Annotated in this window: 22 protein-coding genes; 18 read left to right on the top strand and 4 right to left on the bottom strand. The window is 36.9% G+C overall.

The window, feature by feature from the left end:
• Positions 1-12: 12 nt before the first annotated feature.
• Positions 13-849 (top strand): rhamnulose-1-phosphate aldolase, encoded by an 837-nt coding sequence (rhaD, locus tag CZ490_RS13345; protein ID WP_077619346.1) that lies wholly within the window; start codon positions 13-15, stop codon positions 847-849.
• 54 nt (positions 850-903) lie between these two features.
• Here rhaD and CZ490_RS13340 read toward each other — a convergent pair whose 3' ends face one another.
• The 3 genes from CZ490_RS13340 to CZ490_RS13330 all read right to left on the bottom strand — a co-directional run bounded on the left by CZ490_RS13340 (position 904) and on the right by CZ490_RS13330 (position 3,979).
• Complete coding sequence (locus tag CZ490_RS13340) at positions 904-1,872, bottom strand: sugar phosphate isomerase/epimerase family protein (RefSeq protein ID WP_077619345.1); 969 nt, start codon at positions 1,870-1,872, stop codon at positions 904-906.
• The gene (locus tag CZ490_RS13335; protein ID WP_077619344.1) at positions 1,869-2,888 is read right to left on the bottom strand and encodes a Gfo/Idh/MocA family protein; all 1,020 of its coding nucleotides are present in this window, start codon (positions 2,886-2,888) and stop codon (positions 1,869-1,871) included. Before CZ490_RS13335 ends, CZ490_RS13340 begins: the two co-directional genes overlap by 4 nt.
• Positions 2,889-2,950: 62 nt before the next feature.
• Positions 2,951-3,979: a Gfo/Idh/MocA family protein gene (locus CZ490_RS13330; protein WP_077619343.1), complete on the bottom strand. Its 1,029-nt coding sequence runs from the start codon at positions 3,977-3,979 to the stop codon at positions 2,951-2,953.
• A 124-nt stretch (positions 3,980-4,103) separates the two neighbouring features.
• Between CZ490_RS13330 and CZ490_RS13325 the strand changes: the two genes are divergently transcribed.
• Positions 4,104-4,880 carry an AraC family transcriptional regulator gene (locus CZ490_RS13325; RefSeq protein WP_077619342.1) on the top strand — a complete coding sequence of 259 codons (777 nt, stop codon included), beginning with the start codon at positions 4,104-4,106 and terminating at the stop codon, positions 4,878-4,880.
• A gap of 59 nt (positions 4,881-4,939) precedes the next feature.
• Here the strand turns inward: CZ490_RS13325 and CZ490_RS13320 are convergent, their stop codons facing one another.
• Positions 4,940-5,698 carry a sugar phosphate isomerase/epimerase family protein gene (locus tag CZ490_RS13320; RefSeq protein WP_077619341.1) on the bottom strand — a complete coding sequence of 253 codons (759 nt, stop codon included), beginning with the start codon at positions 5,696-5,698 and terminating at the stop codon, positions 4,940-4,942.
• A gap of 293 nt (positions 5,699-5,991) precedes the next feature.
• Between CZ490_RS13320 and CZ490_RS13315 the strand changes: the two genes are divergently transcribed.
• The 16 genes from CZ490_RS13315 to CZ490_RS13245 all read left to right on the top strand — a co-directional run bounded on the left by CZ490_RS13315 (position 5,992) and on the right by CZ490_RS13245 (position 25,975).
• Positions 5,992-6,984: a Gfo/Idh/MocA family protein gene (locus tag CZ490_RS13315; RefSeq protein WP_077619340.1), complete on the top strand. Its 993-nt coding sequence runs from the start codon at positions 5,992-5,994 to the stop codon at positions 6,982-6,984.
• 81 nt (positions 6,985-7,065) lie between these two features.
• Entirely contained in the window at positions 7,066-8,802 is a 1,737-nt protein-coding gene (locus CZ490_RS13310) for a sensor histidine kinase (protein WP_077619339.1), read from the top strand.
• Position 8,803: 1 nt separating this feature from the next.
• Entirely contained in the window at positions 8,804-9,535 is a 732-nt protein-coding gene (locus CZ490_RS13305) for a LytR/AlgR family response regulator transcription factor (protein ID WP_077619338.1), read from the top strand.
• A 151-nt stretch (positions 9,536-9,686) separates the two neighbouring features.
• Positions 9,687-11,138, top strand: a complete 1,452-nt coding sequence (locus CZ490_RS13300; protein ID WP_077619337.1) for a carbon starvation CstA family protein — start codon at positions 9,687-9,689, stop codon at positions 11,136-11,138.
• Positions 11,139-11,288 (top strand): hypothetical protein, encoded by a 150-nt coding sequence (locus tag CZ490_RS22520; protein WP_200801583.1) that lies wholly within the window; start codon positions 11,139-11,141, stop codon positions 11,286-11,288.
• A 183-nt stretch (positions 11,289-11,471) separates the two neighbouring features.
• Positions 11,472-11,768, top strand: coding sequence for a HesB/YadR/YfhF family protein (locus CZ490_RS13295; protein WP_077619336.1), 297 nt, complete (start codon positions 11,472-11,474; stop codon positions 11,766-11,768).
• Between the two features lie 120 nt (positions 11,769-11,888).
• The gene (locus CZ490_RS13290; RefSeq protein ID WP_077619335.1) at positions 11,889-13,115 is read left to right on the top strand and encodes a DUF438 domain-containing protein; all 1,227 of its coding nucleotides are present in this window, start codon (positions 11,889-11,891) and stop codon (positions 13,113-13,115) included.
• A gap of 205 nt (positions 13,116-13,320) precedes the next feature.
• Positions 13,321-13,941 (top strand): YesL family protein, encoded by a 621-nt coding sequence (locus CZ490_RS13285; RefSeq protein ID WP_077619334.1) that lies wholly within the window; start codon positions 13,321-13,323, stop codon positions 13,939-13,941.
• 191 nt (positions 13,942-14,132) lie between these two features.
• The gene (locus tag CZ490_RS13280) at positions 14,133-15,074 is read left to right on the top strand and encodes a carbohydrate ABC transporter permease (RefSeq protein WP_234987233.1); all 942 of its coding nucleotides are present in this window, start codon (positions 14,133-14,135) and stop codon (positions 15,072-15,074) included.
• A 10-nt stretch (positions 15,075-15,084) separates the two neighbouring features.
• Complete coding sequence (locus tag CZ490_RS13275; protein WP_077619333.1) at positions 15,085-15,918, top strand: carbohydrate ABC transporter permease; 834 nt, start codon at positions 15,085-15,087, stop codon at positions 15,916-15,918.
• 143 nt (positions 15,919-16,061) lie between these two features.
• Complete coding sequence (locus tag CZ490_RS13270; protein WP_077619332.1) at positions 16,062-17,423, top strand: ABC transporter substrate-binding protein; 1,362 nt, start codon at positions 16,062-16,064, stop codon at positions 17,421-17,423.
• A gap of 75 nt (positions 17,424-17,498) precedes the next feature.
• A complete protein-coding gene (locus CZ490_RS13265; protein ID WP_077619331.1) occupies positions 17,499-19,322 on the top strand; it encodes a sensor histidine kinase in 1,824 nt (607 codons plus the stop codon).
• Entirely contained in the window at positions 19,315-20,928 is a 1,614-nt protein-coding gene (locus CZ490_RS13260; protein ID WP_077619330.1) for a response regulator transcription factor, read from the top strand. Before CZ490_RS13265 ends, CZ490_RS13260 begins: the two co-directional genes overlap by 8 nt.
• Positions 20,929-20,983: 55 nt before the next feature.
• Positions 20,984-22,111, top strand: a complete 1,128-nt coding sequence (locus tag CZ490_RS13255) for a glycoside hydrolase family 88 protein (RefSeq protein ID WP_077621060.1) — start codon at positions 20,984-20,986, stop codon at positions 22,109-22,111.
• A gap of 51 nt (positions 22,112-22,162) precedes the next feature.
• Positions 22,163-24,019, top strand: coding sequence for a DUF2264 domain-containing protein (locus tag CZ490_RS13250; RefSeq protein ID WP_077619329.1), 1,857 nt, complete (start codon positions 22,163-22,165; stop codon positions 24,017-24,019).
• Positions 24,020-24,145: 126 nt separating this feature from the next.
• A complete protein-coding gene (locus CZ490_RS13245; RefSeq protein ID WP_077619328.1) occupies positions 24,146-25,975 on the top strand; it encodes a heparinase II/III family protein in 1,830 nt (609 codons plus the stop codon).
• Positions 25,976-26,029 lie beyond the last annotated feature (54 nt).

Here is a 26,029-nt window from a genome sequence, read left to right as displayed (position 1 = left end):
AGGCGATTTCAAATGAGTATAATCGTTAATCAGAATTCATTATATAACGCACCATTTTTTCAAGAAATGATAGAAACAACCACGAATCTATATCGTTTGGGTTGGGATGAGCGTAACGGAGGAAATATAAGTTATTTACTGCACGAATATGAGCTACTCCCATTCATGAATGTTGACCATGTTTTGCGCACGGTTCCAATGAACTTTGATGCAACTCCACTAGCAGGGAAGTATTTTATCGTAACCGGTTCAGGAAAGTATTTTAAAAATGTGAAAAGAGATCCCGCTGAGAACATAGGTATCATTCGAATCGCAGAAGATGGTGGAAGCTATGATATCCTGTGGGGATTTGAAAGTGGGGGAGTGGCCACTAGTGAACTTCCTACACATTTAATGAATCATATTCAGCGGCTAACTGTCGATCCTAATCATCGGGTTATCATGCACTGTCATGCAACCCATCTTTTAGCCATGACATTTACCCATAGTTTACAAGAAGAGGACTTTACAAAAACCTTATGGGAAATGTGTACCGAATGTATCGTTGTTTTCCCGGATGGTGTAGGGGTAGTACCTTGGATAATTCCGGGTACGAATGCAATTGGTGAAGCAACAGCAACGAAAATGAAGGAAACCCGACTTGTGCTTTGGCCACATCATGGAGTATTCGGGGCTGGAACGACAATGGATGAAGTATTTGGCCTGATTGAAACAGCTGAAAAGGCTGCTGAAGTGTACACAATTGTTTGTGCACAAGGTGGGAAAAAACAAACAATAACAGATCAACAACTCTTTGATTTAGCGAGAGCCTTCCATGTTTCCCCAAGAGAAGGAATATTAAAGCTTTGAGAGAACAAAAAAAAGGCATATTGCATGCCTTTTTTGGGTGTATACAATTATTGATTAAACCCACCACATTTGAGAAACGGGTTGTTCAATTAACACTGATTTGAGGTTTGTTACCGCACGAGAGAATCCTTCGTCGATGGACATAATTGGGTCTTCGTGTTCGATGCTAACTACATAGTCATACCCATACGTGCGGAGTGCACTCATCATATCAGACCATTCTTGTAAACTGTGTCCACAGCCAACAGAACGGAATGTCCATGCGCGAGTTTGCACTTCACCATAAGGCTGCATGTCGGTTAACCCATACATATTAACATTATCTTGGTCAATATAAGTGTCCTTAGCATGGAAATGATGAATCGCATTTTCTTTAGCAAGAATCTTAATCGCTGCGACTGGATCAATCCCTTGCCACCATAAGTGACTTGGGTCTAGGTTAGCTCCGATAGCATCACATGTTTCCTTGCGTAGTTTTAACAGGGTATATGGTGTATGTACCAAAAAGCCACCGTGAAGCTCCAGGCCAATTTTTACGTTATGATCTTGGGCAAATTGCCCAACTTCCTTCCAATAAGGAATGAGCTTTTCTTCCCATTGCCATTTTAACACATCATTGTATTCATTCGGCCATGCGGTGACTGGCCAGTTTGGATATTTGGCACCCTCATGGTCTCCAGCTGTACCAGAAAAGCAGTTCACGACAGGAACATTTAGTAGTGATGCTAGTTTTATTGTTTTTAAAAGCGTATCGTGACATTCTCTCGCAAAGTTATCATCTGGAGAAATAGGATTGCCGTGACAACTAAAGGCACTGATGATGAGATCACGATCATGTACCTTTTTTAAATACTCGTTCCGTGCTTCTTCATTTTCTATTAATAGGTCGAGGTCACAGTGTTTGTTTCCTGGATAACCACCAGTCCCAATTTCTACTGCATGAAGGCCAGCTGCTTTTACTGTATCAAGCATTTCTTCAAACGATTTTTCAGCAAATAAGACGGTGAATACACCTAACTTCATGATAAACTTCCCCCATTTTCATAGATTTTGTCAATGATTCTTGAAACTTGAAGTGCTTCTTCAGGCTTAAGTACTAACTCTGAGCGTCCTAAGCAAGCTTCAATAAAGTTGCGAGCCTGTGGTATATCAGGTTGCTCCTCACCCGGTAGCCAAGGAGGTACACTGTTTAACAGCATTCCGTCCTTAGTGGTGTATAGTTCAAACGGGAATACATTTAAGCCACCCTCAACACCAGAAATGCTCAGATGCTCCTCATCCTTTTTAATATTGGCAGCCCAAGATGTTTCGAAAAGCATAGATGTACCGTTTTCAAATTTGATAAAGGCTGATACATGGTCATCAACCTCAAATGTCTCGTGATTAAAAGCTCCCCATTCATTAACTTGGTTTGGCATTTTACTTAACTTGTTATAGATAGATCCTGTAACATCGGTTTCGGTTGGGTTTCCGATTAACCAAAGAGCTAAATCAAGAAAATGACAACCCCAGTCAATTAGACTACCGCCACCCTGTAGCTCTTTGTTTGTAAAAACACCCCAGCTCGGAACTTTACGCTGGCGAAGTGCTCTAACGCGAACGACTAAGGGAGTCCCTACTTCACTCATACTCTTTTTAGCTGCCTGAGCCTCTCGTTTAAATCGATAATGGTAGGCGATGGCAAGGACCTTTTCTTGCTTTTTACTTGCGTTGATCATTGCCTCGCATTCCTTAGCAGTAAGTGCCATGGGTTTTTCACAAAACACATGTAAGCCTGACTCTAGTGCAGCAATTGCAATTTCAGCATGAAACTTATTTGGTGTGCAGATACAAACAGCATCAACTTCAGAAAAAATATCCAGATAATCGTTACTTACAACTGGAATTTGATAGGTGCTTGCAACCTCTTTTGCACGGTCGAGATTCACATCACAGATTGCGTGTATCTCAACAAGGTCATTTAATTTTTGAAAAGCGGGTAGGTGGCGAGCTTGTGCTATACCACCTGCCCCAATCATTCCGATGCGAAGCTTTTTCATTGTCTGTCACCTCAGATTTCTCATGTTTGAAAGTAGCCACAACAAACGAAGTAGTGACCCTATTAGTCTAAAACTCTCACAATCTGTTTTGTCTCGCTTGATTGAAGTGCTGCCAAAATCACTTGTAACGACTTCATTCCTTCTTCTCCAGGAACTGGTGGCATTTTATCTTCAAGAACGGATTCAACAAACTGATTAATCACATGGGACGTATTTTGTCCACCTTCATCGTTTGATTGAATTTTTCCAAGTTCATACTTGGCAATTTCACCAGTTGCGTATTGAACAATCATAGAGAAGGTAGGATCATCTTCTAATCGCATAACGCCTTTTTCTCCATAGATAATTGTTGAATTATCTTCTTTTTTGTAGCCCCAGCTTGCCGCAAGTGTACCTACAATGCCGCTTTCTGACTTTAAAATGCAAACGGCATTGTCATCTATAGAAGAGAAGTCCTTTGCATTGTTTTCCACAAACGCGCCAACTTCAACGAACTCTTCTCCTAAAATATATCGAAGTAAATCAGTTTTATGAACACCAAGGTCGCCCATTGCACCTACAAATGCTTTTTCCTTTTCGAAAAACCAGCTATCTTTACCGTCGATACTCCACCGTTCAGGACCACCATGACCGAAAGCCGTACGGAAGCTTAGGATTTTTCCGAGCTCACCGGATTCGATAAGTTGACGCGCTTTTTTATGTGAGGCAACAAAACGCTGATTATGAGCAATCATAAGTTTTTTTCCGTTATCCTTTGCTGCAACAATCATTGCTTTTGCTTCTTCGTAAGAAGTGGCCATTGGCTTTTCACAAAGAACATGTGCCCCAGCATTCGATGCTGCAATGGAGATGGGAGCGTGAAGATAGTTTGGTGTACAAACGCTTACAATATCAACGTGAACTTCCTTTAATAGATCCTCATAGTTTGTGTAGGGTTTAGCACCATATTTTTCAGCGGTTTCTTTCACGCGTTCTTCATTGATATCACAAACGGCTACGATGTCTACATGTTGATTGGCTTTATATTCAGGTAAATGACGAAACTTAGCAATACTTCCACAACCAATCACTGCAACTTTAAGTTTTCCCAAATCAATTCACTCCTTAGGACATTAGCTATTTGAATACATCGTATCGTATGTAGTATTGAATAAATATAGATGATATTATAAAAACATATACTATTTTGCTACTTTTTGAGAAAAGGAGAATGTTATGAAGACAAACATTTTCTTTTGTGGATATTCGTTTCACACAAAGGGGTATCGATCTGTACATAAAGAAGGGTTTCCTGCGTACTTAATCCGGCTTCAAACTGAAGGGAGTTGCGAGGTCGTTGTAAAAGGTCAAAACCTCCGACTTGAAAAAGGGGATTTATTATTCCTAAAACCTGGTGATCAATATGAGATTTTAGTAGAAGAGGGTAATAAGAGTGGAGATTACCATATTGCCTGTCAAGGAGATTGGATAGATGAGTGGTGGAAACGTACTGAAAAGGAAAGCATCTACCATATCGATCTCGACGGAAAACTCCTTTCATTGTGGAATCAGGTGATTGTCGCAAAACGACGGCCACAAACCAATCAAAATCATGAACTAATTGATTACTTGTTAAGGTCTCTCTGTCTAACCTTAGAGGAAACAATGGATGAAATTGTTCCAACCTATCCGTATCCATATAAGGTGACAAGGATGATGCGTTATATTGAAGAACATGCAACAACCGCAATTAAGGTAGAAGACGTTGCGGACCATGTTCAACTAAGCCTCTCGAGATCTGTTCATCTTTTTAAAGAAAGTGTTGGAAAAACAATGATTGAATATGTACAAGAGATTCGATTGAATACAGCGATTGAGCGAATGAAATATACAACTATGAAACTCGAACAAATTGCGGAGGAATGCGGCTTTGGGAGTTATCCATATTTTCACAAAGTCTTTAAAAAGAAATATGGGGTTCCACCAGGGGTTTATCGACGATTAGAAGCTTAAAAAGGAGAACCCAAGTTGGTTGTATGCGCCAATCTTGGGTTCCATTCGTAAAATGCTAATTAACTAGCTACCGTATTTTTTAAATAGCGAATACTTCTTTCAATACTTTCTAAAGGGTCACGTCTGCATACATCCTGTTCAATGACCCACCAATTGACTTCGTTTTCTTCCCCGCGCTTTAAAATGGCTTCTAGATTGACGCCACCAGTACCGAGTTCAGCAAAGAATTTTTCTTCATCTACTGTCATATCTTTCAAATGAACTAATGGAGTGCGGTCCTTATAGCGTCTTAACCAATCAACTGGGTTCTCGGATGCTTTAGTTAACCAATATACATCAAACTCTGCTTTTACATATTCAGGATTCGTGTCCATATATATAGTATCTAAAGCAGTTCTTCCATCAGATAGGGTTTCTAGTTCAAAGTCATGGTTGTGGTAGCAAAGCGTAATCCCTTCTCGTTTGCAAATTTCCCCCGCCACGTTTAAAAAAGGAACAAGCTTTTTATAATCTTCTTCAGTACGTCGGTCTGGTAATAAAAAGGGGCAAACAAGATACTGATTGTTAAGTAACTTCTGTTCTTCGATAACCTTCGTTAAGTTAGTTTGCAATTCTTGTAATGGTACATGATTACCTGCTACTTGTAGACCAAGCTTATCTAGCATTTCCTTGACTTCTAATACAGAATGTCCACCATAGCCGGCAAGTTCTACACCATCAAACCCCAAGTCAGCTACTTTTTTTAACGTCCTAAAGAAATCTTTCTCGCACTCCTCACGCAATGTAAACATCTGAACAGCCACCGGTATCTTTCTCATCTTCTCCCTCTTTTCAAAGAAATTTCCTATTTGATTCCATTGTATGTTTCAACTTTTAAAATAAAAATAGAGGATTTAACTAGAATATAGACTATTTGGCTATGAGTATTAAATAATAGGTGAACCTAACGAGTATTCATAAAAAGAAATACAACACCAAGTTAATCAAAAAAAGACACAACAAAGTGGTTTTATCTAGTACAATTATAGATAATAAAAAAAAATTAAGCGCTAACATAAACTTTGGATATTCTATTCTCAAAAAATAACCCGTAAATTGGAGGAGAAGCCAAATGCCATTAAAAGTAGGGGTAATAGGAACAGGATGGTTTAGTAAGAAGCATGCAGATATGTTGTCAAAAATGGATGGAGTACAAGTCCAAGCCATTTGTGGAAGCAGTGTAGAAAAAGCTGAGTTAATGGCAAAGGATTATGGTGCTAAGAGTTACGGTCAGTTAACTGAGATGCTTGATAAGGAAAAACTAGATGCGGTGTATATATGTGTACCTCCTTTTGCACATGGTGAAATCGAGCAACAACTAATCGAACGGGGTATCCCTTTCATGGTCGAAAAACCACTCGGTGTCGATGTACAAACACCAAAATCCATAGTAGATGAAGTGAAGAAAAAGTCATTGATTACATCAGTCGGATATCACTTCAGATACAGCCAATCTGTTCAACGGTTAAAAGAAGAGATGGAGAATCATACGATTGGTCTCGTTTCAGGTTCTTGGATGGGAAGTATGCCCCAAGTACCGTGGTGGAGAAAACAAGAAGGGTCCGGTGGTCAATTCATTGAGCAAACAACTCATATCGTAGATTTAGTGCGGTATATTGCCGGAGAAGTTGAAGAGGTATATGCAGCGTTTGGGAATCGAGTGATGAAGGAGAAGTTTGATCAAGTTACCGTACATGACATTGGATCTGTAACTATGAAACTGGAAAGTGGTGTAGTTGCTCAACTCTCAAATACGTGTATTCTTCCAGAAGGGGTATCCCAGGTTAACATGAACTATTTTACAGACCAGGGAATGGTTACTTGGCAACCAGGTCAAGTAACCATTAGTGAACCCACTAGTAAAGTAGAAAAAGTATTTCGTTCTGAGAATCCTTATCTCATAGAAAATGAAGCATTCCTTCACGCAGTTCGCACAGGTGATACTTCTAGAATTCTTTCGAACTATCAAGATGCCTATCGAACACAAATAGTTACAGTTAGTGCCCTAGAATCAGCGCAAAGCGGTCTCCCAATTAAAATAAGAGGGATAGAAGGGCAGGTTTAGTTCAAATTCACCTCAGGTGATTTGGGACAGGGGACCTGTCCCTTTGTCCCAACCACTTTTGTACAAAAAGGAGCATATGCGATGTTTGTACTTTTGATTACGATGCTGGAGCGATTAGGGATTATTGTTGCGATCGCATTTATTTTGACAAGATTGAAGTTTTTTAGAGGAATGATGTACCAGGATGAGTTAAATCGATGGCAAAAGCTAGTCTCTATTGTTTTCTTTGGCTTTTTCGGCATTATTGGTACGTATACGGGTCTCAGTCTTAATACGGAAAGTCTTCAATTTGATCGGTGGGCATCGGCGCTTACTTCAGATGAGGCATTGGCTAATTCACGGGTTATAGGTGTTGTTCTAGCTGGACTACTTGGAGGCTACAAGGTAGGTTTGGGTGCAGGCTTGATTGCTGGAGTACACCGTTTCACCTTAGGTGGATTTACTGCATTCTCCTGTGGTTTTGCCTCTATCATTGCCGGCTTGGTTTCCGGTTATTTTTATAAGAAAAATAAACATGTGAAGTTAAGTACTGCATTTATAATTGCTGCCTCTGCAGAAGCCTTACAAATGTTAGTTATCCTACTGTTCTCACGTCCATTTGAAAAAGCGTGGGCTTTAGTAGAAATCATTGGGATTCCCATGATTGTTGCGAACGGACTTGGATGCGCTGTCTTCCTTATGATTATTAAAAGTGTGATTAACGAAGGTGAACGTGTGGGTGCTGTCCAAGCTCAAAAAACACTTCGAATAGCAGACAAGACGCTTGCTTATTTACGAAATGGTCTGAATCGTGAAACGGCACAAGCAGTCTGCAATATTATTCAAGATGAAATACAAGCAACAGCTGTTGCCATGACAAATAAAAATGAAATTCTAGCACATGTAGGTCTTGGAGATGAACATCATCGTTCTCAAATGCCAATTCAAACGCAAATTACACAGGAAGTAATCCATAACGGGAAAATTGTTATCGCAAACAAGGAGAGTATTCAATGTCGAAATGAGGACTGTCCACTTGGTGCGGTCGTGATAGCCCCGTTGAAACGCAGAGATGAAATAATTGGAACTTTAAAATTCTACTTTCGTTCAGAAAAGGAAATCACATCTGTTGTCACTGAACTTATTTCAGGTTTGAGTTCACTCTTAAGTAATCAGCTTGAGATTGCAGAAGCTGACAAGGCATTTCAACTTGCAAAGGAAGCAGAAATCAAAGTGCTTCAGGCTCAAATAAGTCCACATTTTCTTTTTAATACACTTAATACGATTCTTTCTTTAGTAAGAAGAGATCCTACAAAAGCTAGGAAACTCCTCGTTTCGTTATCACATTTTTTACGTCAAAATCTAACTGTGACAACACAAAATGTAACAACATTGGAACAAGAATTGCGACAGGTTAAAGCCTATTTAGAAATAGAAGAAACTAGGTTTGTTGACAAACTGAAGGTACATTATCAGGTTGAAGAAGCTGCACTATACCAACAGATTCCTCCGTTAACACTCCAACCGATTGTTGAAAATGCGGTTAAGCATGGAATGAAGAATCAGGATGGCGATTTCCATGTATTCATTACCATTCAAAAAGGTCTTGACTGTGTTTATGTGAAGGTAGAGGACAATGGAATGGGGATGAGTAAAGAACGAGCAAATGAAATTTGCCTCACCCCGATAAAATCGGAAACGGGAAGCGGTGTTGCTTTATACAATGTTAATCGAAGGCTCACGATGCTGTTTGGTGATAGTTGCGCATTGGTCATTAAAAGTGAAGTAAATAAAGGAACTGAAATTGCATTTTCAATCCCACTAAAGGAGGCTATTTAATATGGAAACAAAAATAAAAACACTCATAGTTGATGATGAATTATATAGTCGTGATGAATTGTCACACTTATTAGAGACATATCCAGCCATTCAAATAGTCGGGGAAGCAGATTCAGGGGAAGCTGCAATATTAAAGGCGATTCAACTCCAACCAGATGTTGTATTTTTGGACGTAGAGATGCCTAGGACGAACGGGATGGAAGCAGCAAAGGCTCTAATGGATTTGAAAAAGCCACCACTTATTGTGTTTGCAACTGCCTACCCTGAATTTGCAGTGGAAGCATTTCGTTATAATGCCATTGATTATTTATTAAAACCATTTGATGAGGAACAATTAGAAGAAACGGTAAATCGAATCGAAAAGCATTTCCACACACCAGAAGAGAAGGAAAAGGGAAAACAAACTGGTAAACTGGCTATTGATTTGGGCGGTGAGATTATTTACCTAGAACCCAAAGATATTTTGTATATTGTGAGAGATGAGAAGATAACGAAGCTAATTACAAGAGTCGGAGAATTCGACTCGAAAACACAACTTAAGGATTTGGAAAGCAGACTAGAGTCATTTGGCTTTTTCCGAATTCATAAGAGCTTCCTAGTTAATTTAAAATATGTTAATCGTCTCACACCGTGGTTTAATGGTGCCTATCAGTTAGAAATTGAAGGTCGAAAAGAACAACTTTCGGTCAGCCGAAATTATGTGAAGGCATTACGAGCTAAATTAGAAATCTAAAAGGGAGTTGTGCACTTTAGTTCACGAATCTGACACGTTATTGTCAAATTTCTACCTTTTAATCTCAAAATCTCCTATTCTTCAATTAACATACTATAATGTTTGTAAACGCATTCATTCTATTAAATAAAGGGAATAAGGGGGAAATGATATGATTACATTTTTAGCGAGTATTGCCTTGTTAATCATTGGATACTTTACGTATGGAAAATACGTGGAAAAAGTATTTGGTGTAAAGGAAGAGCGTACTACACCAGCTTATGTAAATGCAGACGGTGTGGACTATATTCCAATGAGTACGAAGAAGAATTCATTAATTCAGTTACTAAATATTGCAGGAACTGGACCAGTATTCGGACCAATTATGGGAGCGCTTTACGGACCAGTTGCGTTTATTTGGATCGTTGTTGGCTGTATTTTTGCAGGAGCGGTTCATGACTATTTAACTGGGATGATCTCGATTCGTAACAAAGGTGCTCACTTACCAGAGCTTGCAACCAAATTCTTAGGTAAAGCGATGAAGCACGTAGTTAACGCATTTGCTGTTCTATTATTATTACTAGTTGGTACTGTTTTCGTTTCAACACCAGCAAGTCTTCTGAATCTATTACTAGATGGAAAAGTTGCGTTAGGGATTCTTATTGCTGCAATCTTTATCTATTATATTTTGGCTACTTTATTACCAGTAGATAAAATCATTGGTCGTCTTTATCCTTGGTTTGGAGCAATCCTATTAATTAGTGCAGTTGGTATTGGTATTGGACTAGTAGTAAAAGGTGCGCCAATTCCAGAGTTGTCATTATCAAATTTCCATCCTGATAATGCACCAATCTTCCCTTTATTATTCTTTACTATCACTTGTGGTGCTCTATCTGGATTCCATGCAACACAAACACCAATCATTTCACGTACTACTCAAAAAGAAAGTCAAGGTCGCAAAATTTTCTACGGTATGATGATTGCTGAAGGTATTATCGCAATGATCTGGGCTGCTGCAGCAATGAGCTTATTTGATGGTTATGGTGGCTTACAAGAACTTCTTGCAGCTGGTGGACCTGGAGCAATTGTTAGTGAAGTTTCAACACTAATGCTTGGAGCAATTGGTGGAACGTTAGCAGTACTAGGGGTTATTGTACTACCAATCACTTCTGGTGATACTGCATTCCGTAGTGCACGTATGATTATTGCAGAATATATTAACTTAGCTCAGAAGAAAATTTCTAGTCGTCTATGGATTGCCATTCCATTATTCGCAATCTCAGTTGTTCTGACACAGATTGACTTTAACATCCTTTGGAGATACTTTAGCTGGGCGAACCAAGCTACAGCCGTTATAGCTTTATTCGTAGGAGCAATGTATCTGTACATTGCAAGAAAGAACTACTGGATTTCACTTATTCCAGGAACATTTATGCTAACGATGGTTATCACGTATATCCTAAATGCACAAATCGGTTTCCGCTTACCAATGGATATCTCTTGGTACGGTGGTTTTGCAGGAACGGTAGTCCTACTTGTATTATTCTTCCGTCAAGCACGGAAAGCTCGTGCGGCAAACCTACCACTTGAAGTAGATATTTCGAATTATAACCGGGTGGCTTAAATGGGTTGCTGTAGTCCAGAGTATCGAAAGGTAGTCGAGGATCAGGAACAGAAGGTCAACCAAAACAAAAATGACAAAGTACCCCTTTATGGGAAAATCGTGAGTGTAGTAATCATTATTGGTGCTACAATCACCTTTGTCCTACTATAAGTGAAAAGTAAGTGCACGTAGTCAGTATCGACTGCGTGCACTTTTTTGTAGTCGTATCACAGTTTGAAAAAACTTTCACATATTAGTTGCTTTTGTATAGAGGTAAACTTTAGTACTATTAAGTAATAAAGTCTATATTTCTGTACAAAATATCAGAAGGACGCAAATGGAGGTTTCATACACATGGAAATGACAATAAGTGAAGCAGCTGTAAAGTGGTTTAAAGAGGATATAAGTGTAAAAGAAGGGGATTCTGTACGATTCTATCCAATGTTTTACGGAAGTAGTCCCGTACAAGAAAAGTACTCACTCGCCTTTTCCACTCACGATGAACCTATCCAAGTACATACAAGTCAAAAAGTGAATGACATTGAATTTTATGTAGAAGAGGACGATATTTGGTTCTTTAATGGACATAATCTTATCGTCGATTACAATGCAGATAAAGATGAATTAGAGTATCAATATCCGAAACCGTGAGGCTCACTTATGTGAGTCTTTCTTTTTTTGATGTGATGCGCATCACAAAGTTTTTCCCGAATCTATGCTATTTTCATCATAACAGATGAATTACACAGCATTTTGAAAGGAGAAATTACTGTGAGTGAACTAATTAATAATCGAGAGCAACATAAAATCAGTGATATGGAAAGAGAAGCTATTATTAAACAAAGCTTTTTTGATTTACATAATGGTAAATCTGTTGACGAGGTAAAATCCCATTTAAAAGATAAAGTGGGCTATATAACGATTGGTGAAGTGACGAGAATCCAACATGCGCTAGTGAATGAAGAAAATCTCAAGGGACAAGATGCTACCGAGATTTGTTTAAAGCATCGGGAAATCTTTAAGGATCTTATAGAAGATACAATAAACAGTCGCCCAGAAGAACAACCTGGACATCCTGTGTATACGTTTAAGCTTGAAAATAGAGCACTTGAAACGCTAATTAATGATAAAGTTAAGAAGCATTTGGACGCTTTTGAAGAAGATGATAATAATGATAACAGATTTACATTGCTCAGTGATTGTAATCTACTGATGGATATCAGAAAGCATTTTGAACGAAAAGAACAACTTCTATTCCCGTACTTAGAAAGGTATGGAATTTACGGGCCAACAAATATGATGTGGAAGATTGACGACTTTATTGTTGATGCAATAAAAGATGCGAAAAAAAATCTTACTGATTATGACGGGGATAAACAGTCTGTTGTAGAGGTGATCAACTTTGTTGTCGATCAAATTGATGAAATGATATATCGTGAGGAAAATATCCTTTTTCCAATGTCCTTAAATAATTTAACTGAGGACGAATGGTTAAAAATGGCTCATGAAAGTGATGAAATCGGCTTTTGTTTGATTTCTCCAGATGATTGGAAGCCTGAAAGAAGTGTTATAGAAGAAGAGGACATCGCTACAAAAGGATTTATTAAAATGGAAACAGGGATTTTATCCCTTAAACAACTAGAATTAATTCTAAACCACTTACCGGTTGATATAACGTTTATAGACAAGGATGATGTTGTGCGTTACTTCTCCAAAGGCAAAGAGCGTATCTTTGCAAGAACAAAGGCGGTCATTGGTAGAACGGTTCAAAACTGTCATCCACCAAGAAGTGTTCACGTCGTCGAAGATTTACTAGATGACTTTAAAGCGGGAAGAAAAGATACCGAGGATTTCTGGATTCAAGCAAAAGGGAAATATGTGTACATCCGATATTTCGCTGTTCGTGATGAGGATGGGGAATACGTCGGTACGTTAGAGTTTACCCAGAATATTGCGCCAATCAAGGAACTCGAAGGAGAAAAAAGAATCCTATCATAGGCTTACGGAAAAATGCTGACATTAACGTGTCAGCATTCTTCTGTAAATAAGGACAACCCCTCAGAATTTAACTGGATAATATGATTTATATATCTATGGAAAGCTTTATTTAGTTAAAAAGTCAATTTTGTTGTTAAAAGAGTAAAAAAAGTAATATTTGGAGTACTGATTTTTCATCTATTATTTCCATAAGGGAGGGGTCGTGATGCAAACAAGTGGTTTGATGGGAGGTTTATTCCGAGTTTGTGAATGGATTACAAAATTTGCATGTGTCAATGTATTATGGGTCGCTTTCACCTTAGTCGGATTCATTGTTTTTGGTTTTGCTCCTTCAACTATAGCTCTGTTTTCCATTGTCCGGAAATGGATTTTAGGGGAAAGTGAATTTTCAATACTTTCAACATTTTGGTCTATTTATAAAAGGGAATTTAGAAAAGCAAATCTCTTATGGCTATTATTTATGACTGTGTTTACACTTATGTATATTGATTGGGTGTTAATTAATTCAATGCAAGGTACATTCTATTATTTCATGTTGGGCTGCTTCATAATATGTGCCATGCTATTAACTGTTGTGCTAATTTATATTTTTCCTGTATACGTTCATTTTGAAGGGTCGATTTTTCATTATCTTAAGTCTGCTCTACTGCTTGGAGCATCATTTCCGTTTCGGACCTTTGTTATGATCATTTCTGTAGTTACATGTGTCTTTCTTGGTTTACTGTTTCCGGGTGTGGGTATTCTTTTTCTCGGAAGTGGTATAAGCTTTGCATTAATGTATCTTTCATACTCTCTATTTACTAGCGTTACACCTAAAGGTGAATGACCCCTTTAATTTTGAATAGACAATAAACACACTGTTTCCCAATAAGTATTGTGGAATTTATAGTGTGTTTTTTGATTTCAAGAAATAATAAATGTGTAAAAAATTTTGCATTTTTACACAAAATACTGTTAAGTATTGTGAATCTATCTTCCCTATAATAATTGTATATTACTAAGAGAGGTGATGTTTTAGTGAGTACAAAGGTAGAAGTAACGACATCCTCAAAAGTTACTTTCTCAAATAAGAAAAAATCTAAATTTAAAAAAGATGAAAGTTTAGCCGGTTTTTTATTTGTATCACCTATGCTAATAGGTGTTTCAGTACTTGTGTTACTACCAATCTTTGCAACTTTCATTCTCAGTTTTGCAGATTGGAAGTTTATCCAAAATATTGATCAGTTGAAATGGATAGGGTTTGAAAACTTTAAGGAGATTTTTGGGGATAAAGTATTTATAAAGTCTCTTTTAAACAACGGTCTCTTTTTATTAACAGTTCCAATTTGTATGATTTTTTCATTATTCTTAGCTGTAATCATTGATAAGAACGTTTATATGAAGAGCTATTTTAAAGTTGCATTTTTTATGCCATATATCTCGAGTGTTGTGGCAATCGCTGTAGTTTGGCAAGTGTTATTTCATCCATCTGCTGGACCAATAAATCAGACATTAATGGCTTTAGGTGTAACGGATCCGCCAAAATGGATTGCCGATCCAGACTTCGCCTTAATCTCAGTCATGTTAATTCAAATTTGGATTTCAGTCGGATTTAATCTAATCATCTACATTGCGGGTCTTCAGTCTATTCCAAAAGAATTATATGAAGCCGCCGATATGGATGGCGCAAACGCATGGGTTAAATTTAAAACGATTACATTTCCAATGGTGTCACCAACATCTTTCTTCTTACTCATCACTGGAATTATTTCTACCTTTAAAGTTTTTGATTTAATAGCTGTACTTACTAAAGGTGGGCCAATGCATTCGACAAGTATGCTAGTTTGGCACTTATACGATACTGCTTTTGTTAACCTTGATATAGGCTTATCGTCAGCAATGGCTGTTGTTCTATTCTTTATCGTGCTTGTTATTACGTTATTCCAATGGATTGGACAGAAGAAGTGGGTTAATTATTAGGGGGGATATTATGAAAAAGCAAATTGATATAAAGAAAGTAATAATTACAATTATTGTATTCATGGCTAGTATCATGTTCTTGTTACCTTTTGTTTGGATGCTATCCACCTCTTTTAAAATTGAAGCGGATGTATTTAAGTTTCCGATACAATGGATTCCTGAACGGTGGAATGGATTGAATAATTATAAGGAAGTCTGGTTTGGTGATTATCCATTCTATACCTACTATTGGAACTCAATAAAGGTGGCTGTTTTAACAACTGTGGTTTCTGCTGCAGTATCAGCTTTTGCAGCTTATGGATTTTCAAAAGTTAAGTTTCCAGCCGGAAAATGGTTATTTTTAATAGTATTAGCAACGTATATGGTTCCACCTCAAGCTAGCTTAGTTCCACAATTTATTCTTTATCGTAATATTGGTTTATTTGATAGCCATTTAGGACTTATTCTATTAGGAAGTTTTAGCGTCTTAGGGACATTTATGTTACGTCAATTCTTTATGACTATTTCAAATGAGTATATAGAAGCGGCTAAAATTGACGGAGCAGGTCATTTTAGGATTTTCTGGTCAGTTGCGCTACCAATTGTAAGGCCTGCTGTTGCAACATATGCGATTCTACGATTTATATGGACATGGAATGATTACCAAAATCCATTAATCTTCTTACGGACGGATGCTTTATATACAATACAGTTGGCTATGCAAAAGTTTACAACAATCAATGGTGAATTTTACTCCCTAATAATGGCTGCTGCAGTATCAGCAATTCTTCCATTAATCATCGTCTTTATCATTGGTCAAAAACAGGTAATTGAAGGTATTGCATTGGGTGGAGTAAAGGGATGATGCTGGTATAAATGTAAAATTATTCGCAATATAAGTAAAATTATTTCCATTTAAAGTGGTAAAGCCTTTGCTATAATTCGATTTGTAAAGGCTTTCTTTTCAGAAATGGAGAGCGATAATAAAGTAAAAGGGGGATACGTTTTATGAAAAAGAAATTTTGGTTATCACTTTTAGCATCATCCTTGCTAATTGGAGTATTAGCTGGATGTAGTGGTGGAGGGGAAGAAAGCTCATCTAACGAAAAAGACACAAGTAAAAAGACGGAAGAAGCAGTTACCATTAAGTTTCATACTCATGGTAACGAAGAAAGCTATAACTGGAAGGAAACCATTGCCGCTTTTGAAGAGGAGTACCCTAACATAGATGTGGACCTCGTTATTTTGAGTGAAAAAGGTGACACACAAGAATCGCTTCAAAAGCTAGACTTAGCAGCTGCTTCTGGAGAACAACTTGATGTATTGATGTTTAGTGATCCAGCTAGTTATGCTCAGCGCGTAGCACTAGGTATGGTTGCCCCCATCGATGAGTTTATTGAAAAAGACGGCTATAAATTAAACGAAGAATACAAGGTAGATACTACAATTGATGGAAAATATTATGCTCTACCTGGTAAGTTTAATCCTTGGTATGTCCTATTAAATAAGGATCATTTAGATGAAGCAGGTCTAGAAGTTCCGACAGATTGGACTTGGGATGAGTTCATGGATTATGCAAAAAAACTAACTACTGATGATCATTACGGAACATATTTCCATGGTCCTCAAGGTGGTGGTTGGATGGAGTTCATGAAACTAGCACTTGCAAGTGAAGAAGAAAATACTGAGTTTGTTAAAGCAGATGGCACATCAAACTTTGATAGTCCACTTTTCCGTAAAACACTAGAAATGCGTGTTCAAATGGAGAAAGAAGACAAGTCTTCAGTTCCATATACAGATATTATTTCACAAAAGCTACACTATCGAAATCAGTTCTTTAACCAAGACTCTAGTACCATTGTTATTGGAAGCTGGATGAACACTGAATTAGGTGGAACGGAGCAGTTCCCACTTGAATTTAATGTAGCAGTAGCTCCATACCCTAAGAACGATGCAGGAGATGAAGGCGGTTATACACCTGTAACAACTGACTTTATGTCAGTAGCTGCAAATTCTGAGCATAAGGAAGAGGCATATACATTTATACGTTGGTATACTTCTGAGGGGCAAATGGTACAAGGGAAAAATATTCCATCATGGAATGGTGTAAGCCAAGATGAGCTTGGTGAAATAGTTGACGGTATTCTTGCAGGTACTGTTAACCCAGAAAAGGTAGATAGGGATTCACTAGTAAAAGTATTACAAAGCGCGAAGTCATCTAAGATTATTCCACCAGTTTCATATCAATCTGAACTATATAAAGTAGTTAATGAGGAGTATGAAAAACTGATACTAGGCGATCAAGATATTGAAGCAACAATTAAGGCAACGCAAGAACGAGCTCAGGAGATAATCGACAATAATAAATAATTGTTGATAGAATAATAGTAAGGGGCGTAAAAACCGATTCTGCCCTCATCTTTCTTCAACTAGGAGGTTGATGTTATGTGGAAACGGATACAGCAAATGCTGTCGCCCCGTTCTTTTCGTTTTAAAGTTATTTTAACAACTGTTATATGTATTGTAATACCAACTATAATAACACTTTATTTTTATAGTTATTATACAAAAGATGCCTTGAAAGAGCAGGCGATACTAAATGCAAATCGGGAACTTAAACTTGCAGGAGAATATGTAACAAAAATTTTTGATGACATGCTCTACGCTGCGAATTTTGTCCAACTAGATTCTGAGATAAATATGATCCTAAAGGAAAATGCAAAGATAGAAAATATAAATGAATATGTCCCAGAAGATGATTACCAGGATTATATGGAACATTCAAAGGTTATAAAAACAATCGAAAATATTACATTATTGGGTGAAAAATCATATGTTACGATTTTGCTAAAAAACGGAAAACATTATACAAATTACTCAACATGGGAGTATAATCCAGAAAATTTATTTAATGAATCATGGTTTAAAGAATTAGAAGATTCGTATGGGTATGAGACGATATGGATTGGTTCCCAACCAACGGTGTTTAAATCCGATCAAAAACTTCATCCATATCAAATTTCGGTAGCAAGAACTCTTCGAGATTCAAATTTTGAAATATATGGATATGTCATTGTGACTCTCTTAGAGGATAAAATTAATCAAGCCTTTAAAAGTATGCCTGGAGGAACTGAAATGATGTTGGTGGATTCTGGAAACCAAATCATATCACATCCTGATAACAGTAGAATTGGAGAGGCTTCACCGTATATCAGCCAACTTAGCGAGAAAAGTTTCCCGAACATTATTAAAATTTTAAATCAAGACTATTTATATAGTAATCATAAAATTCCTTATAATGGTTGGGAACTAGTATCTATAGCCCAATATAATCATTCAATATCCAAATTAAATTCAATTTTTAATAAAGTATTTATTGCACAAGTGATCTCATTTATTATTTTTATTCTACTATTAACATATCTACTTCAAACAATAACGAAACCACTGGTACGCTTGGGAAATGTTGTAGAAAGAGTACAAAGTGGTAATTTAAAAGTTCGTTCCCAAATAAGGACCAAGGATGAAATTGGGCGACTTGCCCATTCTTTTGATTCTATGCTCGATCGAATTAACGAAATGATTAGAGAGATTACAGAAACACAAATCAGAAAGCGTAAGGCAGAATTTGCTATGTTACAGGCCCAAATTAATCCCCATTTCCTTTTTAATGTATTAAATTCAATTCGAATGAAAGTTATGAGAAAAGGAGATTATGAGAGCGCTGAAATGATTAGCTCCTTATCCAAATTATTACGTATGACGATAGATAAGGATAAAGGAATGATTCCTTTTAAGGATGAAGTGGAAATCGTCGAGGACTTTGTAAAAATAATGAATATGAGACAAAAGGAACAGGTCGAGCTCGTAGTAAACGTTTCACCTACTGCTCACATGGAAGAATTCCCACGATTTATTTTACAACCTATTATTGAAAATTCAATTATTCATGGCTTAAACCAAGGTACCGGTACTATTACTCTTGAAGCCTATGTTAGAGGAAATGACTTTATTATTAACGTTGAAGATAATGGGCAAGGCATGGACGAAGAAACTTTATCATATGTTAACCAACAGCTAACTGTTAAGACGGACATCGTTAATGTTTCGAATAAGAAAGGTTTCTCAAGCCTAGGCTTATCGAATGTATATGAAAGAATGCGTATGACATTTGGCGAGGCCTTTACGATGAAAATAACGAGTGTTGAAGGAAAGGGAACGAAGATTCTTATGCTTATTTCTAGGGGAGGGAACAGTTCTAATGTATAAAGTGATGCTAGTAGATGATGATTATCCTGTTTTAGAGTTGTTGTCTGAGACCATAGAATGGGAAGAGCTTGGTTTAGAACTTCAAAGTACACATGAAAACGGAGCAAGTGCGCTGCAGTATGCAATGACAGATATGCCTGATATTCTGATAACTGATATTGGTATGCCTAAAATGAATGGTATTCAGTTAATTGAAAAGGTAAAAAAAATGAAAGAAAATATCCAGGTATGTGTATTAACCTGTCATAGTGATTTTGATTACGCTCAACAAGCCATTAGACTTAATGTTAAGGATTACATCTTAAAAGATACCCTAAATCCAGTTGACTTAATCTCCCTACTCCTTAAGATCAAAGAACATCTTGACATTGAAGACTTAAAAAAACGAAAAGAGATTGAAATAGAGCATATTGTTGAGCGAAATAAAGAAGCAATCAAACAAGACTTTCTTCGAAAGACCATTCATCAACCAATTTATAACCGTGAAGAGTGGTATACAGAAGCTTATTCACTAGGTTTAGATATAAAAAATACAAAGTATATACCGGCCCTTTGCTTTATTCAGGATTATCGGGCAGCATTGAAAAACTACGGATCAGAGGAAACTTTACTATTTTCTATTCAAAATGTAATCGGGGAGGAGCTTAAAGAATTTAGTGATAGCAAAGCAGTACATTTTACTTTTCATGATAAAGAATCGTTCCTATTCTTTCCTTATAGGAAGACTTTAAAGTCCGACTCAGTTAGTATGGCAACTGAGTTTTTATTTAAAATTCAAAGAAAAGTGTTACATACTTTAAATATCTCAATCTCATTTATTATCGGAACTGTTATCGAAAGCCAAAGATCTTTCAAAACTACGTGTGAGAGTTTGCTAAATAGTCCAAATCAACGCTTCTATATGAAGAGAGGCGAGATTCAACAAAAACAAGCTAAGCCAAATATTACAGAAGGTTTATACTCTTGGTACGATGTAGCGTCAGTTGAAATAAGAAATCTTATTTTGGAAAAGGATTTAAAGAAAGTACTCCCTTTAGTAAATCAATGGATAGAGATTTTTCAGGATAAAGAGTATTCTTCTGATGTGGTAAAGGAATGGGTATTAAAGTTACTGTTAGATCTTAAGGTGAAATTAAAGGCATTACAATTTTTTGGATCTACTTATACAGTTGAGGTTTTGCATGAAGAAGTACTGGGTATTGAATCAGTCTATGAATTGCAAGAGTGGTTAGTTAAATATTTTGATTCGCTATTGTTCGCCATTGGGGAGGTTACCTCTCATACTCGACGTAAGGAAGTCATTGAAGCATGTAAATACGTATCTATTAACATTGAAAAGAAAATTAGTCTTGATGAAGTTGCGGGACACCTATTCTTAAATCCCAGTTACTTTAGCCGATTGTTTAAAAAAGAGATTGGAGAAACCTTTGTTGAATATGTTACTAAGTCAAAGGTTAATAGAGCGAAAGAACTACTAGAGCAAACCATTGATCCAGTCGGACGGATTTGCGAAAGACTTGGTTATGACAACCAAAGTTATTTCATTAAAGTATTTAAAAACTATGTTGGAATTACCCCCAATGAATATAGAGGGGAAAGAGCATAAATCTTACTTTTTTAGATTAGGGCTGATTTTTAAAAACAAAAAAAGGGTGATTGGTATGACTAACAACTTAGAATGGGTAGAACAAGCTTGGATAAAGGTGAATAAAAAGATAAATAGAACAAGTAAAAAAATTGGTGCAAATTTTCCACATGCATGTGTGAATGGTGATTATCAATTAGAAGCACCTCATTGGTGGACAGCAGGATTTTGGCCAGGCTTACTTTGGTTATTATACAGAAATAATAAGGATGAGTCGTATAAAGAAATTGCTGAAAAGTGTGAAGAGAAACTCGATAATGTGATTACAGATTATTATAAGCTCGACCACGATATGGGTTTTATCTGGACATTAACAAGTGTGGCAGGATTTAAGATTACTGGGAATGAGGATTCCAAAAGACGTGCGCTCCTAGTCGCGAATTTGCTGATGGGGCGCTTTAATACATCTGGAAACTATATTCGTGCATGGAATCCTTGGTATGAAGGAGAGGATAATTCTGGTTGGGCCATTATTGATTGCTTAATGAATTTATCACTATTGTTTTGGGCGACCGAAGTCACAGGTGATCCGAGATTTAGTCATGTAGCTAAAAGACACGGTGAGACCGTATTAGCTCATTTTATTCAAGAGGATGGCGCTGTCCATCATATCATTCGTTTCGACCCTGAAAGTGGTGAAAGGATTGAGGCAATCGGGGGCCAGGGGTATGCTCCTGAATCAGCATGGTCAAGAGGTGCAGGTTGGGCAATTTATGGAATGTCTTTACTCTATAAAAATACAAAAGAGGAAAAGTATTTACAAGCAGCTAAAAAAGTTGCTCATTTCTTTATTGCAAATTTACCTGATGATTATGTACCCTATTGGGATTTTAGAATACCAGAAGGGGTTACGAAGTACCGTGATTCTTCTGCAGGAGCAATTGCTGCATGTGGATTGCTACTAATTGCTAAACAGGTCCCAACTTCAGAAGCCAAAATCTATGAAACTACCGGTATTAACATTCTAAAATCATTGTACGAAAACTATGGCGATTGGGATAATCCAAGTCAGGATGGCTTGATTCTTAGTGGTACTAGTCATTTTCCGGAGGGCAAGAATTTAGATGTCCCGCTTATTTATGGAGATTATTATTTTGTAGAAGGCCTTGCAATTTTAAAGGGTAATAGTGAACTATTTTGGTAATAAGTGAGCGCTTAAATTTATTTAAAGGGTAATAAGGAGTGACTCTTTTTAATGAATACTTATCATTCACCCATAAAAACGAATCCTATTAAAACAAGAGAAGACTTTTGTATTTTACTAAAGCAAATATGCGATCCAATAAAACCCTTTTACAGTAAGGGATTGGCTCGACTAAAACTAGGGAATACAAGTGCTGCATATTCTGACTCTATTGCTGAGATGGAAGGGTTTTCGAGAATTTTGTGGGGACTAGTTCCATATCTTGTGAATACAAGTGAGAACTATGATCTCTGGGAAGTGCACCTTCAAGGAATTAGAAATGGAACAAATCCCAATCACGAAGAATATTGGGGCGATATTAATGAATATGATCAACGCATAGTTGAAATGGCGGCCTTTGGTCTAGCTCTTCTCCTGATCCCGGAAAAAGTATGGGATCCACTATCGGTGGAAGAGAAGAATAATTTTGCGAATTGGTTACGTCAAATTAATAAATACAAAGTATGGGATTGCAACTGGTTATTCTTCCCGGTATTAGTTAACTTGGGACTGAAAAATGTTGGTCAACACTTTGAAAAAGAGGTTATAGAAACCAATTTAAATCGAATAGATGACTTTTATATATCAAATGGTTGGTATTCTGATGGAGAAGGTGGGCATTCAGATTACTATATTCCTTTTGCAATTCACTATTTCTCTCTTATATATGCAAGACTAATGGAACATGAAGATTCATCGCGCGCTCAGGTTTATAAGGAACGGGCAGAAGCTTTTGCGAAGGATTTCATCTATTGGTCTTCTGCTGATGGTTCTTCTATTCCATATGGTCGAAGTATGACATATCGCTTTGCTCAGTCTGCATTTTGGAGTGCGGCTATATATGCAGGAATTGAACCATTTCCATTAGGAGTTATGAAGGGTTTATTACTAAGAAATATAAGATGGTGGATGAAACAACCAATCTTTAATGATAGCGGAATTCTGACAATCGGATATACATACCCGAATTTAATAGTCGGTGAAAATTATAATTCTCCAGGTTCTCCATATTGGTCTCTAAAGTCTTTCTTACCTTTGGCATTGCCTGAAGAACATCCTTTTTGGGGAGTAGAAGAAGAAAGCTACCCCACATTAAAAGCTAAATCTGTTCAAAAAGAACCACATTTCATCATTTATCATGATGAAAAAAATGAACATATTATGGCTTTTAATTCTGGTCATCGGTCAACAAATGATCATACCCATACATCTGCCAAATACGAAAAATTTGTCTACTCAAATACTTTTGGATTTAGTGTACCAAGAGCTGAATGGGGCTTGGCACAAGGTGCATTTGATTCTACACTTGCATTAAGTGAAGGAGATAATATTTACCGAGTAAAAAGATGTAGTGAGGAATTTGTTATAGAAGATAATTATATATATACGCGCTGGAAGCCTTGGCATGATGTTGAAATCATGACATGGATTATTCCAGGAGTTCCGTGGCATGTGAGGATTCATAGTATTCATTCAAATAGAGAACTTGATTGTGCAGAAGGTGGTTTTGCCCTAGGACTTGAGGGTAAGAACAGCAATGTATCACTTGATTTTACTGAGAGCGAAAAGGGATGCATCGCATATATGCCATGGGGTGCTTCTGGTATCAAGTGTCTTCAAGCTGATGGTAAAACGGAACTCATATATCCAAATGCAAACACAAATCTACTACATTCTCGTACGATTATTCCAACTGCGAAAACAAAAATTCTAACTGGTAGTAATTGGCTTGTTAGTGCTGTATATGGTGAGGCACTAAATAATACTACAGTAAGTGAATGGAATGAAACACCAGAAGTGAATATTATGCCTGATCGGCTAGTCATCCGTTTACCTTACAGTGATAAAATTGAAATTAATAGAAGATAGGTACTTTAAATAGACATTTATCATTATATATCTAAAACGTCTTCTTGCATTTGAGGGAGGACGTATTTTTATTATTGGAAGAGATAGTGTTTAATTAGCGGTAATAAAGTATATGGGGGAACCGAGATGTCTTTATATGCGGGAGAAATTAAGCGTTTATTAACTAATAGTCATTATTCTTTGTTATTCTCCTCACAAAATGAGCAGGATTGTTGGTTTAGTTCAATTAAGAAAAAGGCAGCTTATCAGCCTTTACTTGATGAAATTAGGATTGAAGCAAACCGATTGCTGGGGAAACCGATTGAGGAACCTACATTTTCAATGTTTACCATTTTTAGAGATTCCGGTTTGCGTCTGGAATATGAGCGGGTATATTTTGAAAAAAGAAAAAGGTTGAATACTTTTGCCATCATGGCTTTGCTTGAGCCGAGTGAACCTGAGTATCTTCAAGAATTACACAATACCATTTGGTCCATTTGTAATGAATATACATGGGCATTGCCTGCACACCTTACTAATAGAAAAGAATTGGAAAGTGAAATTGAGGATGTGGTTGATGGGAGTATTTATCAACCTATTTATACGATTGACTTATTTTCTGCTGAGACGGCATTTACACTTAGCGAAATATTAAAAATTGGTGAGAATCTTATTGATCCGTTAGTAAAACGGAGGATGACTGAAGAAGTATATAAAAGAGTCTTACTACCATTTTGTAACCAAACAAATTTTGAGTGGGAAACGTCCACACATAACTGGGCTGCGGTTTGTGGTGGTTCGATTGGTTCGGCCGCTATACATCTAGTTAAGGATGAAGAAATGCTTTCATCCATTTTGGGACGTGTATTAAGTGCAATTGAATACTACTTAGAAGGTTTTAATGATGATGGGGCGTGTTTGGAGGGGTACGGTTACTGGCAATACGGTTTCGGATACTTTGTGTATTTTGCAGATTTACTCAAGAAAAAAACAGCAAATTCCATTGATTTATTTCAGTCAGAAAAAGTCCATCAAATCTCCCTTTTTCAGCAAAAATGCTTCACTTATAAGGACCAAGTTGTTAATTTTTCTGATTCCACTCAGACAGCATCTGTATTTCTAGGGGTTAGTCACTATCTTAAACGACTGTATCCTGATTTTGAAGTACCAGAGATTGGCCTAAGAGCGCACTATACAGAAGATCATTGTAGTAGGTGGGCACCTGCCATTCGAAATCTACTATGGTTTAATGCAGATGAAGTGGGGAATCCGTGGAAGAATGATACATTTTATCTACCGAGTTCCCAATGGTTTATATCTAGATACGATGACTCGGTCTTTGCTTGTAAAGGAGGACACAATGATGAACCACATAATCATAATGATGTGGGACATTTTATCTTACAGAAGCAAGGTGAAACTCTATTAAAAGATTTGGGGAGTGGAATGTATTGTGATGGTTATTTCGGTGCTGAGAGATATACATTCGTATGTAACGGTTCACAAGGGCATTCTGTACCTATAATTAATAACTCTTATCAAGTTGAAGGTCGGTCAAGTTTTGCTACTATAAAGAATGTAAAAACAGGGGAAGATATTGACGAAATAGTAATGAATCTGGAGAAAACGTATAATGTTGATACATTACATGGGCTAACAAGAGAATTTAAATGGAATAAGAAGGTTACTAGTTTAATTTTAAGAGATACATTCCAGTTTACTATCCCCCCTATATCCATTGTAGAACGTTTTATTACTCCTGCACTTAAAATCGCGAAATTGAATGGTGGAATTATTCTAGTAGAAGGGGAGCAAAAACTAAAAATAACGTATGATGCCAACCAACTAGAATTTGTTTTACGACCACAAGAGTTTATTAATCACTTTGGTGAAACTGAAAATTTCTTTATACTTGATTTTATTGTGAAGGAAGCAGATGAATTTATTGCAGTAGAATTTACTTTTACCTATTTATGAATTTTAGTATAAGAGCCTGTCTAAAAAGACAGGTTCTTTTTTAAATAATAGAAC

The organism is Litchfieldia sinesaloumensis (genome assembly GCF_900156865.1).
GTDB lineage: Bacteria > Bacillota > Bacilli > Bacillales > Bacillaceae_L > Ferdinandcohnia > Ferdinandcohnia sinesaloumensis.
Note: the sequence above shows the minus strand (reverse complement) of the source record. Positions and strands in the feature narration are given on the sequence as shown.

Coding starts and splice junctions, on each gene's coding strand:
- rhaD (WP_077619346.1), top strand. CDS start 13: ATGAGTATAATCGTTAATCAGAATTCATTATATAACGCACCATTTTTT.
- CZ490_RS13340 (WP_077619345.1), bottom strand. CDS start 1,872: ATGAAGTTAGGTGTATTCACCGTCTTATTTGCTGAAAAATCGTTTGAA.
- CZ490_RS13335 (WP_077619344.1), bottom strand. CDS start 2,888: ATGAAAAAGCTTCGCATCGGAATGATTGGGGCAGGTGGTATAGCACAA.
- CZ490_RS13325 (WP_077619342.1), top strand. CDS start 4,104: ATGAAGACAAACATTTTCTTTTGTGGATATTCGTTTCACACAAAGGGG.
- CZ490_RS13320 (WP_077619341.1), bottom strand. CDS start 5,698: ATGAGAAAGATACCGGTGGCTGTTCAGATGTTTACATTGCGTGAGGAG.
- CZ490_RS13315 (WP_077619340.1), top strand. CDS start 5,992: ATGCCATTAAAAGTAGGGGTAATAGGAACAGGATGGTTTAGTAAGAAG.
- CZ490_RS13310 (WP_077619339.1), top strand. CDS start 7,066: ATGTTTGTACTTTTGATTACGATGCTGGAGCGATTAGGGATTATTGTT.
- CZ490_RS13305 (WP_077619338.1), top strand. CDS start 8,804: ATGGAAACAAAAATAAAAACACTCATAGTTGATGATGAATTATATAGT.
- CZ490_RS13300 (WP_077619337.1), top strand. CDS start 9,687: ATGATTACATTTTTAGCGAGTATTGCCTTGTTAATCATTGGATACTTT.
- CZ490_RS22520 (WP_200801583.1), top strand. CDS start 11,139: ATGGGTTGCTGTAGTCCAGAGTATCGAAAGGTAGTCGAGGATCAGGAA.
- CZ490_RS13295 (WP_077619336.1), top strand. CDS start 11,472: ATGGAAATGACAATAAGTGAAGCAGCTGTAAAGTGGTTTAAAGAGGAT.
- CZ490_RS13285 (WP_077619334.1), top strand. CDS start 13,321: ATGCAAACAAGTGGTTTGATGGGAGGTTTATTCCGAGTTTGTGAATGG.
- CZ490_RS13275 (WP_077619333.1), top strand. CDS start 15,085: ATGAAAAAGCAAATTGATATAAAGAAAGTAATAATTACAATTATTGTA.
- CZ490_RS13270 (WP_077619332.1), top strand. CDS start 16,062: ATGAAAAAGAAATTTTGGTTATCACTTTTAGCATCATCCTTGCTAATT.
- CZ490_RS13265 (WP_077619331.1), top strand. CDS start 17,499: ATGTGGAAACGGATACAGCAAATGCTGTCGCCCCGTTCTTTTCGTTTT.
- CZ490_RS13260 (WP_077619330.1), top strand. CDS start 19,315: ATGTATAAAGTGATGCTAGTAGATGATGATTATCCTGTTTTAGAGTTG.
- CZ490_RS13255 (WP_077621060.1), top strand. CDS start 20,984: ATGACTAACAACTTAGAATGGGTAGAACAAGCTTGGATAAAGGTGAAT.
- CZ490_RS13250 (WP_077619329.1), top strand. CDS start 22,163: ATGAATACTTATCATTCACCCATAAAAACGAATCCTATTAAAACAAGA.
- CZ490_RS13245 (WP_077619328.1), top strand. CDS start 24,146: ATGTCTTTATATGCGGGAGAAATTAAGCGTTTATTAACTAATAGTCAT.